The sequence below is a fragment of the Williamsia muralis NBRC 105860 genome, from assembly GCF_001598915.1.
GTDB classification, from domain to species: domain Bacteria; phylum Actinomycetota; class Actinomycetes; order Mycobacteriales; family Mycobacteriaceae; genus Williamsia; species Williamsia muralis.
Genome location: NZ_BDAP01000001.1, coordinates 1,310,429 through 1,326,162 on the forward strand (window position 1 = coordinate 1,310,429; position 15,734 = coordinate 1,326,162).

Sequence of the window (15,734 nt, forward strand, 5' to 3'; positions counted from 1 at the left end):
TTCACAACTCGATGTCGTCAGCCGATACGGCGGCACGTTCGACGTCGGTGAGTTCCTTTTTGTCCACGGTCAGCGAATAGTGTTGGCGCGGATCGAATTCGTCATGCAGGTCCACTCGGTCGAGCACGTCGAGTACCAACTTTTTCAGGAACAGTCGCGGCGAGATTCCGACCTGCCCACCCAGTTTTCCTGCTACCGCAGATGCGAGGTCACGAATGTACGCATCGTCGACGACGGTGCGGATTCGTTCGGGTGATCGCGAGCCGTCTGCAAACAGGTCCCGTACCCGGACGCCTACCTCTACCAGGCGATCCAGATCGAATCCGGCGAGTCGGACCTGCGGGGCACGTGGGTTGTCGAAACGTGCGTCTGTGGTGAAGTCGGTGTGGAGACGTTGCGCAAGTGGTGGAAGCGATTGGATTCCCATGCGGCCATCGAAGAACGCTGGTGTCCCGGTGATCACCAAGTACAGGCCTGGGTAGCGGCCGGAGTCGAGCTCATCGATCCATTGGCGCAGCGCGTTGAGTGCCTTGGCTCGGCTGTCCGATCGCATGCGTTGCAGGGTTTCGACCTCGTCGATCACGAGCAATAGGCCGGGGTGCCGGGCGCCCTTGAGGACGGCGAGCAGACCTTGTAAGAAGCCCATCGCGAGGAAGTGGTCGACGTCTTGACGCACCCCGGCAGCGCGTTTGGCTGCTGCGCCGACGTGCGGTTGTCCACCCAGCCAGGCGATCAGCGCATCCGCTGTGGCGGCGTCCTCGCGTTCGAGGGCGGCGCGATAGGCCCGCAACACCATCGGATACACCGGTGTCGCAGATGCAACTGCTGTCAGGCGTTGCTCGAGAAGCGCCTCGATTTGTTCAGTGCTGGCTTCATCGACACCCGCCGCCGCCGCCGCGTCTTCCTCGATTCCGAACAGCCACGTGTCGATCACGTTCCGAAACGCAGAGGGCGGGAAAGCTGCCGTGTGCAACGACTCGGTGGTTCGTCGATACACGGTTTCGAGCTTGTGTAGCGGAGTTTCGAGCTCACTGATCTGCACCTCGGCAACAGCCAATCCGCGACGCATCGCGCGCTGCTGCACCCAGCGTGCGAAGAACGTTTTGCCCGAACCATATTCACCGCGAACAGCCTTGAACGCAGAACCACCCGCAGCGACTGCTTCGATTTCTTCGTCGACTGTCGGCGCAAAGCGATCAATACCGACTGCCAACACATCAAGATTTCCGGCGGGGACGGTGCCTTGCCGGAGGGCGGTGAGAATCTCTCGGCGCCGGACCGGCGAAAGGGTACTCATGCCCTCACCTGGAACTGCTCGAACATCAGCGGCGCCTCGAGCGTGAGCTCACCACCGTTGACGGTGAGCACAATGACGCCATCGGTGTTGAGAATCTGGGCTGCGACCTGCACGGAGTTGTTGGCGCGGGAAGCCTTGGCGCCGAGAATTTCTCCTGCACGGGGCAGTGCTAAGACGCCACCCCCGGCGATCGTCTCGCGAAGCAACGTTCCAATAGCTTCTGCAGACATACGCCTTCCATACAGTTTGAACTGTTCCTTGAACAACGCGCTGGTCAAGAGCTCGGCAACCTGATCATGCACGTCAGCCAGCGAAGCTGCCGGGGAGGCGGCTTCGGACTGAGGCTCGCTGACGTCAAACAATGCATCAACTTGTGGCGCAGGCTTGATCGTTGGCTTCTTCTTCGTCGCGGACGGTGGAGACACGGGTACCTGCGTGACGGGTGCGGGCGTGATGCGGGTCGGAGTCCACCAGGACGGCTGGGGGATCGGTGCCGCCTCCAGTCCGAGATGTCTGGACACAAGCCCATCGGCCGAGACTGGACCATTCACGAGAATCGAAATCGGGATGACAGCCTCCGCCAGGGTGGCGCCACCGTGGTAGCCGGCCTTGAGTCCGGTGTACCGCAGCTGCTCATCGACAGCGAGTACTGCGCGGTGATCGTCGGTGAGGACCCGCTGACCCTCCACAAGAACCTCGTCAGCAGGCAGCGACGCGGCGTCAACATTGTCGGCGGATCGGTACCGCGCAGAAATCTGCTGCCCGCGTTGCGTACCTGACTGTTCTCGACGTTCGACCACGTGCCCGTGGTCGCTCAGTAGCACCACTGTGCGGCCAACTGTGGCGGCCGTGGCGAGTAACGCGTCGAGTCGCTTGAATCTTGACGTGGTCCAGGATGTCCCGATCGGATCGGAACGATCGAGCGCATCGTCGATGTCATTGAGTACGCATGCGACCACCGTCCGATCGTCGGTGTCTTCCACAGCTGTACGCACGTCGACTGCCAGCGCGTGTCCTTGCGCAACCGCCTCGAGATCAGACTTGTGGAAGAGTACTTGTCCTGTGCCGCGTAGGCCGTTGTGCTGCAGCCAATCCGAGAATCCCGTTCGCTCACGATCCTGCGTGCCTGCGGCGAGCGCGCCGGTCAACAATGAGCAGCGGGAAAATTTGGTAACTGTCGGTAGCGCGGCGAGGGCAGTGTGTGGTCCTTCGGCGCCGACGAAGCGGCAATCCTGCCACTGTGGTCGATGGCGGCGCATTGCATCAGCGACCACATCGTGGGATGTCGCGGCATCCATGCCATCAGCGATGACGATAAGCACGGGTGACGCTTTCGCCTCACCGGTACCCAGTCCGGTCGGCCCCGACGCAGGAGCAGTCAGAGGTTTGACGATCTGGTCGAGCACGTCTTCGATGTATAGCGGTGTGCCTGTTCCATTTTCGCGATGGGCACCTGCTGAGGCAAGCATCCGGGCGAAACTGCGATCGAGTGCTGCGCGCTTTTCCCGAATTGCCGTGACGAGTCGATGTGCCACGGTGGCAAGTTGTGAGTTGGTGGCACCGACGAATGCACTGTTAACGGCACTATCGACCCAGGAGAGGTCGGTCCGATGCTCCTCCAGCCAGCCGGCCAGGGTGGTCGACCCCTGCCAGGGTGCTCGGAGCCGACGCAGCAGTCGAAGCGCAGCCGCACCGACCTGGACGTCTCGAGGGGCGTCGGGGGTGTCGGCTCGCGCGTCGCGATGGGCAAGAACATCGACCCAGGCATTTTCAGCCGGGGCGAGATCATTGCTGTCCATCGCCGCAGCGAGTGCGTCGGCGAAGTGCGCTATGCGCGGCGCAAGAGCGGACGACAGGACATCGGACCGGGCAACCAGGGACGAAGCATGCAATTTTGCCACGAACGTCTCAGCGCGCGTCAGCACGGCCGTGGGGTCTTCCGCGGCCGTAACCGCGAGCGTGGCGACGTTGCCCCACGTTGCGAGTTGCTGCTCGGAGTACACGTTGTCGCCGAGTTCCAACTTCAACCGAGTACGTACTTCGACAACCACGTCGGTGGCTGCGGGAAATGAGGCGGCGGCTTTCGCCGAATCGGACAGCAATGCAGCGACCAGACCGAGCGGGACGATATGTCCAGGCCCGTTTCCTCGCCACACGGTGGTGAAGAGTGGGCCGAGTGTTCCCAACCGGGCAGAGATCCACGCGTAAAACTGTTGCAGCAGTGCAGATTCGGTGGTCTGTGTCCATACACTGAATCGGTTGGTCCGCGATGTGTCGAGGGACCACAGTGCTACATGATGCGGTGTGAACTCCACAGGATCTAGATCGAACTTGAGTTTTGCCAGTGTGGCAAAGACATGCTCGTTGGTGAGTACACCACCTGGTGCCGGCGGGGCCGAGTCACCGAGCTCGCGGAGCACCGCCCGGGCAGCACGGGTGTCGAGATCAAGCAACCGGAACTCATGCTGGGAGGCTGCGAATGCATCGCGCAGCATCGGAAACGGATCGAAGTTTGACAGCCGGTTTCCGGTGAGATGCTCCAGCACACCCGCAGGTAGCTCGGACGCTTCACGATCAGTCAGAATCACCACCCAGTCCACTTCGCGACGATTGGTGATCGCATCGCGGATGGCGAGGACACTCGGCGCAGTACGCACACGTACTCGTTGACCGTCGAAGAGAAACTCGCCTTCACCCGACCATTGGGGTGCGGCGGCCACCGCAATGACACCGCGGGCGTGGTTCTTGGCCCGCAGATCGCGGATCAAACCGCGGATTGCAGCGGGGTCTGCTTCGGGGAGTCCAGTCGCAGCTGTCACCGCTGCTCCGAGGTGATCGTGACGGTGTACGTGCGCTCAGGGTTGTTTCGTAGCAACTCTTTTAGTCGCTCCTCCACTGCGCTGTAGCCGTCAGTGGCCGAGACAACGAACTGAACCGTATTCGGCAGGTCCGGACGAGCTGGTGGTTGTGGACGTGGTGGTGGTGACGGCGGGTAAATAACCCCTTCCTCAAGCCACTTATCGCGGGCAATGCTTGCGGTTCGTATCGCTTCGCCGAGGGGCCTGGACAGTTCGTGTTCGATGAATGCTTGCTTCAGTGCGGCAAGGATATTCGCGGCCTGGCGACCCCGATCGTTGTCGGCTTCGGCCGCATTCCGGAGCACGCTTAGACGGTCGAGCTCGAAGCGGCTGACGGCGTCTGCCAGTGCTCCGGCCTGCGTCAGCGAACGGCTGGCTTCGAGATCGGTGGCGCCGAAGTCCGCGCGGGCCAGGGTGTCGACAAGGGTGAGGGTGTCGAGGCGAGTCAGTGTGGTGCCGAACAGTTCGTCGAGCGCGCGTGCGGTGGTGAGCCGTTCACCGGCGGCGATGTTTAGGAACTGGTACGCCCGAGACAGAGCATCTACCAGCCGTCCTCGGTCGTCGCGTCCGACTGCGGCGTAGTCATGGACTTGCTGGGCGAACGCCGACACATTCGGAGCAGTGAGGTACTCGTTGATGCCTTGCGCTGTCAGTGTTTTCCAGCGACGGCACGCGTCGAGCCACAGCTGTCGCTCCGGTAGCGGTTCGATCCGGAGGGTGAGGTCACGCCGGAACTCGCCGATAGCAGGTTCATCCACAGACGTGGAGTGCAGGAACCACGATCGTTTCGTTTGCGCGGCCCACGCGCCGGCCACCAGGTCGACGACATCGTCGGTCAGTCCGCGTTTTGATCCGGCCGGCGCGATGGCAGAGCGCAGCAGACCGATTGGTACTTCAGTGTCTTCGGCGATCGCAGAGCGTGAGAGTTCTTGCGTTAGGCGGGTTCTCCAGGCGGAGAAGTGCTCGGGCCCGAACAGTAGATGTGTTTCGCTGGTGCGGGCGATTCCCAGCGGCTCCACAATCCGGCGAACGGTCTCGCGTTCACCCCGGTCCAAGGCAATTCGGCCGTCGGCAGTCGATTGCGCCTCCCGCAAGCGGGTCAGCGTGAGATTGAGGTCACGTCTGGTGATCAGACGCTCTGGCGGCGTGAAGTCGGGGTGATCGGGGTATAGGGCGCTGAAAGCGTCACCGATGAGCCGATCGGCGGCTTCTCCGAGTGAATTGCCGATCGGGGGCTGGACGATGAATCCGGCATGCAGCGAACGCAAAGGCGGTTGCCCGTCCGGGAACTCGGCGCGGGCCGCAACACCGTAGGCAATTTGGATGGCGTTGTTCAATTGCCCGCGGACCTGCGTTTGCTGTTGCTGCAGAATCGATCGCGCCGCTGCGCGATCAGCGTCGGAAAGCTCGTTGGAGTAACCGGCCCATCGGTCACCGGTGAGCACATAGTTGAGGATGACCAATCGGCCCAGTTGGCGAGTGACCTTGTCGGAGAAGAAGTTCGGTAACCAGGTGATCGTGAAGCGGTCTTGTCCGGTGCGGAGAAGCTGCTCGACTCGGTCGTGGTCCTCGCCGGTGGTGTGACCTGCGTCGTCGAAGGGAAGGTCGACGATGAGGCGCAGTGCCCCATCCCGAGACGGGCGGAAGGCTTCGTCCGGCAGATAACTGTGATCGCGGACGTTACCGAATACCACTTCGACCTGGCGCTCGGTCGCGCGCCAGATGAAGGTGCGCAACAGCGCGTTGTCGACGGTGTGGTCGGCGCCTTGCACGCGGAAATGCTCGGCGAGGAGTTCGCGCATCAGTTCGCGGCGCCGGCCGTCGGTGTCTTCACCCTTGGCCCGGTTGACGATTCGCTCGTAGTCCACGGACTCAAGGGTGACCGAGATGATTGGGTTCGCGTCGGCGGTCACGGACAGCTCGGGGATCTCCGCAGCCCACTGCTTCACTTTGTTGGTGATCTGACCGACTTGATCGCCGGGGATCAAGCTGATGACACTGCCGTGGTTGAGAGACGCCAGCCGGGAAGCATCGATCTGCTTGAGAGCCGGGACATTTGGCGCGACCGCCGACATCAACAGCGTCTTGGCGATACGAATGTCTGCGCGCAGTCCTGCTGGGACGTCTTTGTCGGGTGTCGACTCCGGCACGCTGTGATTGCGGAAGATCATCGGCCGCAACTTCTCTGACCACAGGTTCCGTGCAGTTTTGAAAGTCTGGGAGATGGTGTTGTTGATCGGGGTCGCGTTGGCGCTATCGATGACGTAGTCGAAAGCCTCGCCGACCGGGATCACATTGTCGATGGTCAACCGATCGGCGTTGTCTTCGAGCATCTGTTGCATCACCTTCAGCGCGGTACGTTCGCGCTGCATTTGCCCGGACAGGCTACGCAGTGTCGCAATCAAGGCAGGAGAGAACGGGTAGGTGAGCTTGAAGGCATCCGCGTCGGACCCTCGGTGTCGGTCGTCGGTATTGACGCCATCGAGGAGGACATCCCACACCTGTGCGTTGCGATCGAGTCGGGCGAACGCTGCATCGAGTGCTGTCGAGGCGCCACTGTCGAGCGGCTGCAATAGTCGCTTGTGCGCGATGAACGGAAGGTTCTCGTCACCGAGGATGACTTTGCCAAAACGATCAGCCTGGTGGGCGAAGGCCTGTTCGACGGCCTGCTGGGTGGCGCCGGCGTCGGAGCCGCTGGCTACCCAGTCGGCGAGGTCATGTTGGCGAGCGATGAATGACGCAATCGGAACGGCCAATCGCCCACGACTGGTTTCGACGAACTTGGTGATCTTCTGTACTTCGGCGTTGAAACGTTCGCGTTCGCTGATGAGGAACGTGAGCCACAACACCAATTCGTCGAGGAGGAGAACAACACCTTCGTAGCCAAGGGATTTCGCGTGATCTGCAATGACGGCAAGTCCGTCTTCCAGCGGCAGCCAGTCAGTGTTGCGCGAATAGCTGGTGAAGTAGGTGGAGATCAAGGCTTGCTGTAGCCGAGCGCGCTCGGCAGGTTCGGCATCTGGAGCGGTCGCCGATGCGTAGGAATCGGCGTTCCAGGCTCCAGAAGCAGCGCCGACCTTGCCCCAGTCGATAGTTGCACCACTGGTGCCGCCGCCGCCGTTGAGCGCTGCGAAGAACTTGTCGTCGCCAACCTCACCGCGACGGTTGTCCGCGTCAGTGAACAGTCCGCCGGCGGAGTGGAGTACCGGCGGCAAAGTATCCGGGTGCAGCGTCGTAATCTGCCTCAAATACTGGTCGAACAGAGCCGACTCGATCGTGGTTGCGTCGAGGAAGTGGAACGTTAGTCGCAACAGCTTCGCCTGGCTGATAGCTGTGTGTGCCGCGACCGCTGGCTGCAATTCAGGCACTGCAAGTGCGTGCGGTGCGCGCCCCAGGATGGCGTAGAGGACAGCCATGAAGTGGGACTTACCGGAACCAAACGAGCCATCTAGAAACGCGGCCTTGTTTTCCCCGGTGCGTTGGGATTCCTCGACGACGCCGAGTGCAGCACTGAAAGCATCCGCTAGCGCCGGAGTGACGACGTACGAGTCGATCGTCGACGCGAGCCGCGCATCGCCGACCGAATCGGACAGTCGCAGGACATAGTCATTGGTGCCATGCGATTTCGGGATCGCGAAGGTCTCCCGCAGTGTGCGTGCGGGCGTGGAGGAACCTGGAAACACTAGTTGCCTGCCTTTCGCGATTGTGGCGTCTTGTTTGCTGTCTTGCGGCCCCGAGGGGCGGCGACTGGCCGCCAGTTCTTCAACTCCGCGACCGGAACGCTCACGCTGGATGACTTTTCGTTGAGTTGTGCAGTGAGGTACTCGGCGAGATCGACACCCAGGTGGGGATCTGCGCCAGAATGCCATTGCTTGACCCACGGAAGAACTTCAGCGATACCCGCGACCACCGGGACTAGTTCTTCGAGCGGTGTGCCCTCGGATTCACGTAGTGCATAAATGGTCGCCAACGCCAACCCTTGGTGGGCGTGGTTCCAACCGGCCCAGCCGAGTAGCGGGGTGGGGTCGGTGGCCCTGCCGACATCGGGGTACGCAATGAACCGTTCCTTGGGCACATCGAGTTTGCCTCTATGCGACCAGTACGACGTCTTGCGGAAGTCGGCGGTTGCGTACTTCGGGGGTACAGGAATGTCAGTGGCCTTGATGAGACCTGCATCTTCATCACGCTGCAGGTCCCACACGCGCTCCCATTCTGCGCGCTTCCGAAGGCCGGAGTCCTTGTAGCGCAAGGCCGCAAGGTAAGGAACAGCCTCGACGGACAGGAGTTTGACCAAGTTGGCGGTGACCGGTGCGTCCTTCTGCCCGGCCCACAGATCGAGCGCCGTCAGGAACTCGGGATCGCGCTCCATCTCACCGGCGAGTTCGCCGATGGATCGTGGCTGCGGTGTGCCCTGTTGGGTGAACCAGAGACTGGGCTCTTCGAGCTTATCGAGCAACCAGTCGCGCAGTGCACGTTGCAGTTTGACGTCCCAAGAGTCGCCAGCCCATCGACGCTTGTACTCAGGGCGCTCCAGGAGTCGAATGAAGGGGTTCGTTTCGATCAGGTCGAGTCGCTTCTGAACCAAATCGCGATAGTCGTCTGGCCAGTGCGAAGGGATCTCTGTGATAGGCGTCGAGCCGTGGCGAGTAAACCACTCAGTTTCGGTCTCGCCTGACTCGAGTTTTCGGGCCAGGACGATCTCAAAAGCGCGTTCGCCCAGATTGATGGCAGGGGCGGATCCAACCGGAAGTGTCAGGTTGTGGTCGATCAAGCCGTAGTAGACGTAAACCTCCCAGTCGAGCTCTTCTTGTTCGGCGATCATTTCACCGTATATCCGACGATGCTCCGCGCTTGCGTCTCCGACAGTAGCTTGGCTAGCGCCGCGCGACTTAATTGAAGTGGCAGGCTCCTGTGCTGCTAATTGTTGGGCAAGCGAATCTAGGTTGCGAGCTCGATCAAGTGACGTTGATTTGGGAAGCGGGTAGTCCTGCAACGTAGTGCCAGTGAACTCGTAACGAGGCTCCCACTTTTCGTCGCCGATGCCGCCGCCGATGCCGCCGTTGCCTTTATCGTGGCTGTTTTGCTTGAGCCAGAAGCATGCGGTGGAACTGTTGAGGGTGCCGAGCAACCGTAGGTGATCATCCTCAGTCGCGCCCGCCGGCAACTTGATCACCGGTGCAGAACGGTTGAACACCTTGCCGCCGCGGTCGAGCACAAAATGGTTGTGCGTGGCGACGAAGGCGAAGGTAATCGTCGGGGAGCTCGAATCGTCGCTTTTGGGAACCTGATGCCACTCGTACCAAGGGCGACCCTCAACGAAGTACGAGACTTTGTTGAACGTCGCGCGATTGCCCAGCTCTGTTCGGTTCGGCCACAGGAATCGATGTGCTCGCGGATAATGTGAGATTGGTTCGAGCGTGTTGAGACCTTCGTAGGGGAACCAAGCGACGTCGCCACTCGCGATCGTGTAATCACGGATTTCTTCTCCAATGACCCAGCGTCGAAATGCGTTCGGCTCCAAGTCATAACGTCTTCTACTACGCGGATCGACCATCATCGAAGCATCACTGTTCGTCATTCCAAAAACGCCGATTCGTTTCGCGACGTCATTGAGATCGCCCGTGCGCGCGGACTCTATCGCGCGGAGCAGGTTCACAGCGCCACCCCCGGACAGGCTCCAGGGGTGTTGACGCAGGTTCTCGCGGGGGAGATCCGTCACTGATACCCACTGATCTTCGTGGCTCGGGTTCTCGACGTTCTCGACGATTGACGTCCACACCTTGCCCTTGGCAGGGTTCTCGGGTGCGCCTGGTTCCCCCTGGATTCCGAGAATTGCCCGGACGTCGTCATGGATTATTGTGTGGTTGCGTCCGACGATGATCACCGTTGGCGTCCCGTGCCCGGGAATATAGGCACCCGAGGTATCTGCAACCAGCCTCAAGTCTCTGCCAGCCAAGAAATCTTCGATCAGCGGCACGCCAAATTCGCGCTTCATAAACGAGTTCGAAGTGATCTGGCCGACCCAGCCGGCCCTATCGCCCCCTTTAGCGAGATTGAAGAACTTTTCCATGAACGGGACGGTGAGCGCGTACTTGCCCTTGCAATAGTGGTAGATCTCCCGATAGCGCGCGTTCAACGCTTTGTCGCTGACGGTGATGTACGGCGGGTTACCGACAACTGCGTCGTATTGACCTGGAGCGAGGATCGTCCGGAGCAGCCGCGCGTCTTCGGTGCTGTATGTCAGCGCCGAGACGACGGCGTCTTTGTCGTACGCTGCATCCCCGAAATCGATTGCGCGAGCGCCGCCTTTCTCAGGCCCGTGCAGGAGGGAGTCGCCAGCCGCGACATTCAAGGTGAACTTTGGAGCGTTCACTAGTGACTTCTCGTTGCAGGCCTTCATCGCTGCAACAATGAGTCGAAACTTCGCGATGGCGACGGCAAACGGGTTGAGGTCCACGCCATAAACTGATGCCAACGCGTTGTCTACGCGGGTGCGTAGTTCAAGACCTGGTGCGTGATGGTGCCACCGCTCGACCAGACGAGCGAAGGCTCCGAGTAGGAAATGGCCCGACCCGCAGGTGGGGTCAATGAGTTTGAATCCCTCGAGCGGACGGTCCCTGAGGGCAGGTTCGAGCGTGCGGTCGAGGATGAATTCTTCGACGAAATCGGGGGTTTGGAGGAGTGCGTACTTCTTCTTGGCGAAATCCGAGAGGTCTTGGTAGAGATCACCGAGGAAGCGCGTGGTGAGCTCATCATCTGCAAATGACCAGACGAGATCACCGTGATCATCTGTTCGGCGCCAGAATCCAAGGAGCTGTTGGACTGCGTCGGACGACGGTTCCATGATGTTAAGCGCCGCATGCTCATCGACGAGTGCCGCGGTTGCAGGGTTGTCGCGCAACGCTTCAAAGGACTGTGCCAGCCACTCACGATACGAGAGATCCTGGTGGGTGCGGTAGAAGTCATTCTCTGCATCGATGGCACGTTGGCGCAGCATCGGTGTGGGTCCGGAGATCCACACCGCCGATTCACCCAACAGAAGGTTGTCTTCGCAGAAACGGACGAACACCGATGTGAGTAACCAGCCGACAGCGGCCTGGGTGAGTTGATCTTCAGCCCAATCGGTCCAGGATCCTGCGGTGCGTTGTTCCCGGACAGCTTCCCGATGAGTGCTCTTCCATTGGTCGAGTCTCGTGGGCTCAGAGTCCAAACGTGCACGCATGTCGTCGACCAAGAGGGTGAGCTGTGGCTTCAGTGCGGCCGTCAACTGCGTGCCTGCGATCGTGGCCAGCGCCATCAGATATGTTCCTTCACTTGATCATTGGAACGAACTGCGGCAATCAGAGCCTTGATCTCGTCCTTGTTCACTTGCACAAATTGTTCTGGGCTGTTTGGCTGTAGCGCATTGCCATCAACCTTTGGGCCTGGGGGTCCTCCGGCCTCTTCGGGCTGCGGGATCAGCGCCCACACTGCATGTTTCGGCGGAGCGGTGACATCCAGCCAATTGTGGAGAACTTTCAGTTGACCATAGGCGGCGAGAAGCGACAGATCGGTCAGCAGCACTGGCCCGTCTGCATCGTCTACCGCTGCGATCAGAGTCGGTACAGCCTGCGAAACAAAGTTGCTCAGGCTGTTCCGGTCGATGGTTGATCCGGCGTCGGCGGCGAGAATATCGTCCCATGGCAGTCCGCCTGACGAGGCGAGCTGCCGTAGATTGCCCAACATCAGTTCCGTTATGTCGATCTGAGTTGCGCCGAAGTGCGTGACGAGTGCTTCTGCGACCGCGTCGGAATAGCCTAGTGGCACACCGAGTGCACGGAACGTACGCTCGCGCACACTCGCTGTGAGGGTGTACTCGACATCGGTCGTGCCGGTGGTCCGTACGGGGTGAGCGGTGGTCAGCGTCGTACGGGTGGGGATGTTCGTACCCGTATGGGGCGCATCTGCGAATCTATACCGAGCCGAGGACTCGTCCCACGCCATGCCTGGGATCACCGATTCGATCATCACGTCGAGATCAGGTCGCCGCGGCAGCTTCTGCGCGAGCGCTGGGAATCGTGCAGACAGCCGCGACTCCAACTCGGAGCGGCCGAACGCGTCCGCAGTTGAGAGGCCGCGCAGGAGTATCCGCAACGCGCCATCGACAGGAAGCGATGCTGCATGGAGCTCGTCACGTGACGAGAGCGCAACCTCGGTGGACGCAACTGCTGCCATCCGCAGCAGTGCGTGTCCAGGTATTTCGACGTCAGCTCCAGCGACGTCAAGAACGGCAGCGGCGGTGGAACGCAGTTGGTTTTTGGCGTCTTCTGGCGTGACCAGCAACGTGCCTTGGGCGCGAGCGGAATCGACCAACGTCTCGGCACTGGAGGCGAGCGCGGCCGGCAGTCGGCGGGGTACGGCGACAGTCGCGATCATGGCAACCGTGCCAGAGCCGTGCCGGCGCACCATTTGCAGTGCGGTGTCGGGTGAGGAGTTGTTGTCACCCTCAGCATCCGGTCTGGAGGACAGCAACAAACGCAGTACACCCAGGGCGGTGCGCTGTGGATCGGCCACGGACTCGGTGTTCAGAGAGCCTGCGAGCTCGCGTGCCAGGAGATCGGGTGTCGATGCGCCGCCAGAAGACTCGAGCAAGGTGAGTCCGCGACGGTAGAGATCGGTGACGGTCGCTGCCAGACGGTCATTCTTTGCCCAGAGATCAGCGAACTCTCCGAAGATCTGCGCAACACGACCGGAGGTGACCCCGGCGAGCGCAGCCAACGCTGGATAAGTGATGAAAGGGTCGGCGGGGCTGCGGTCGTGGGTGCCGAGTACCAATTCAACGACCTGTCGACGCATCACTGACGGCTTGTTGCCCGCAGCCTTTGTGAACTCGGCGGAGAGAATGTCCAGTGATTCATAGGTTCGCGCTACTGGCTGTGGGGCAACAGGTTTGGCAAGCGGCTTGACCGGTGTCGGGGCTGCGGGTTGTTCGCTGACCGACTTTGCCTGAAATGCGGACGCCCAGGCCGAGCGCATGGCGTTGGCGGTATCGAAACGGTCTTTCGCATTCCGTGTGAGTGCAGTCTGGAAGAACGCGACCAATGCTTCCGCGCGACTCCGACTCAGTCCGGCAGCGGTGAAGTCTTCGGCGGTCACGGTGACGTCGTCGTTGAGTACCCGCGGGTCACTCATGCCGTCTCCGTACACGGGAGTGGACGCGGTGGCCATCTCGTAGAGCACAACGGCCGCTGAGTACCTTTCGGCCGCAGAATCGAACGCCGTACGAATGCCCGTGCCCAAGAAGGGATCTCGATAGGGCGGCGTTCCAGCCTCGGTCTGTGAGACATCTGCGCGTGACAGAGAGAAGTCGAACAGGGCGAGGCGGGTTTTCCTTGCTGCCTTGGTCCGGCCGTCAACGTGGGCCAAACCCAGGTTGGCCGGTTTGATGTCACGGTGCGCGATGCCGATCGAATCGAGCGCCACGACGATGTCGAGCAGTTCCTGTCCCCAGGTCCGCAGCCGGGATTCACTCAGGGGGGTATGGCGGACCAGGTCTGACAGTGTTTGCTCGCCGCAATTGGTGAGAAGCAAAGCCTTGCGTCCGGACAGGTCGAGCGGTCCCTCGACCAGCTCAACAACTCCGGGTACCGGCGGAGTGTGCCGGGCGAGTTCGGTCAACACCTGGGCTTCATCGTGGAGGCGGGCGGTCGCACTGTCGTCGAGACCTACCTTCAGCACACGGACGGCGTCGTCGTGGTCTCTGTCAGTGACGAGCACTCCGCGTGCTGTCGACCCGACTCCGAGTACCCGGATCACCTCGAATCGGTCCGCGATCAGTGCGCCGGGCGCCGGGTTGAGCGGATCAACGATTTGGGTTGGAGGCAGGAGACGGTCGCGGCGATAGTCGGACAGTTCGGCCGCAAACTGGTGTGCGCCGAAGCTCGGGACACCGGTCTTCCCGTCGGTGCCCACTCGCTTGGAGACCGACGGGCAGGTGGACCGCAGCACCAGCGCCCGCAGACTCTCGTCGACGAACCGGCCTCCGGACGCCGCGAGGTCGAGGCCTTGTTCCTGGCGTAGTCGTTCCAGCAACTCTGCCCGGCTGCTTGCCGGCGCCTGGCCACCAGAGAGGAGGTAGTACGCCAGAGCTCCGAGGGAGAATACGTCGAGCGCCAGGCGATCAGCATCGGAGGCCCATCGGTCCTCGGGGGCTTGATAGACGTCCTCGACCGTGGTGCCGGCCTGGTCGGGCGTTCCGAGCATGGTCGATGACTGGGTACCAGGGGAGTGGACGCGACCTGCCCACGACCAGTCGGCGAGTCTTATTCGAACTGCGCCATCCTCGTCGAGAGCCTGCGTGTTGATCAGCACGGTGCTGGTACTCAGTCCGCGGTGCGCCACCTGGTTTCGGTGGGCGTACGCGAGCGCTTCGGAGACTTCAGTGAGGATCTGAACTTGCTGCTCGGCAGTGAGCGTGCGCGTGGCAAGCGCAAGGTCGAGCTGTTCGTAAGCGGGGAGGTTGGGGTAGATCAAGACGGTGTTGCCGTCGTCGTCCTGTACCAGGTCGCGTGGCGCGACGATCGATTCGTGACGCAGCGAGCTCAGCAGTGAGAACTCTCGTTGCATACGGCGGTGCGCTGCGGCGCGCGCCTGCGCCGGGGTGCCAGGACGCAGCGAAACGATGCGGGCGCGGCCCTCGGTTCCTGTTGCCTTGTGTTTGGCGGACCACTCTTGCCAGTCGACCCCGTTCGCCAGAGGCTTTCCGGTGATGGTCCACGAGCCAGCGTCGCGTTCGGTTCGCCGCGCGATTCCGAGGTTTTGAAGTGCGAGGGCGATGATGACACTGAGGTCTTCATCAACGCGGCGATTGTCGCTCGGCGGTTCGAGCAGCCGCGTGGAGATGCCGGGAAGGCCAGTCTGGTCTTCCCGGCCATCCATCCCGAAAAGGCTGGACTTGGCCAGGTCGGGCATGTCAGCGTGAAACTGGCCCCCGTGTAGGAAGACGGATTCCTGGACGAAGGGAAGGGCGCGGCGCACCTTCTCGGGGTCCAGTCCGGCGTTCTGTGCGACCTTGCGCGCCTCTTCCTCGATCCTCGACGCCAAGCGCTGAGCTTTGCGTCGGGTGACGAGCAGGGGCGAACGTTGGGTACGTGATCGGCCACCCAGCGACGTGATCACCCAGCTGGTCTCTGACCCCTGGAGAACTCCGGTGTATGCCTTCAGCTCGACGAGGTGCAGCCGACGGCGGCCGAGGACCAGGGCATCAATCTCATGCCACTGACCGTGGTTGTCCATGAACTCGAAGTTCGTCCACGCACGGTAGGGCGACGTCATCGGAATCAGATCGCGCAGAACTTGCAGACCCTCGGCTTCGTGGGCGAACGCGGACTTCGAAACCTCGATCCACCGATCATCGCCTTGGGTCACGTCACCGTCCTGTTGCTGCTGAGATCCCCGCGGCGGGACCGCGTAAGTTCGTACTGTTGCTGAGGTTATCAAGGCGGGCGGAGCCCGCGAGTCGAAGTTGCGTGTTGTAGCTCCTACGGATCACGCCTAGATCACTAAGACACCTGCGACCGACTTCGCTTCCAGAAATACGC

The 15,734-nt window shown here is 61.4% G+C and carries 5 protein-coding genes; all 5 read right to left on the reverse strand.

Going from position 1 to position 15,734, the window contains the following annotated elements; genetic code table 11:
- Position 1: 1 nt before the first annotated feature.
- The 5 genes from brxD to WIMU1_RS06345 are packed head-to-tail and all read right to left on the reverse strand — an operon-like array spanning position 2 to position 15,561.
- A complete protein-coding gene (brxD, locus tag WIMU1_RS06325; protein ID WP_062795545.1) occupies positions 2–1,297 on the reverse strand; it encodes a BREX system ATP-binding protein BrxD in 1,296 nt (431 codons plus the stop codon).
- The gene (gene pglZ, locus WIMU1_RS06330; RefSeq protein WP_062795546.1) at positions 1,294–4,116 is read right to left on the reverse strand and encodes a BREX-2 system phosphatase PglZ; all 2,823 of its coding nucleotides are present in this window, start codon (positions 4,114–4,116) and stop codon (positions 1,294–1,296) included. The genes brxD and pglZ overlap by 4 nt, the downstream gene beginning before the upstream one ends.
- Positions 4,113–7,838, reverse strand: a complete 3,726-nt coding sequence (locus WIMU1_RS06335; protein ID WP_062795547.1) for a DUF6079 family protein — start codon at positions 7,836–7,838, stop codon at positions 4,113–4,115. The genes pglZ and WIMU1_RS06335 overlap by 4 nt, the downstream gene beginning before the upstream one ends.
- Positions 7,838–11,452, reverse strand: a complete 3,615-nt coding sequence (pglX, locus tag WIMU1_RS06340; RefSeq protein WP_062795548.1) for a BREX-2 system adenine-specific DNA-methyltransferase PglX — start codon at positions 11,450–11,452, stop codon at positions 7,838–7,840. The genes WIMU1_RS06335 and pglX overlap by 1 nt, the downstream gene beginning before the upstream one ends.
- Complete coding sequence (locus tag WIMU1_RS06345) at positions 11,452–15,561, reverse strand: protein kinase domain-containing protein (RefSeq protein WP_062795549.1); 4,110 nt, start codon at positions 15,559–15,561, stop codon at positions 11,452–11,454. Before WIMU1_RS06345 ends, pglX begins: the two co-directional genes overlap by 1 nt.
- Between the last annotated feature and the right edge of the window lie 173 nt (positions 15,562–15,734).

Coding starts and splice junctions, on each gene's coding strand:
- brxD (WP_062795545.1), bottom strand. CDS start 1,297: ATGAGTACCCTTTCGCCGGTCCGGCGCCGAGAGATTCTCACCGCCCTC.
- pglX (WP_062795548.1), bottom strand. CDS start 11,452: ATGGCGCTGGCCACGATCGCAGGCACGCAGTTGACGGCCGCACTGAAG.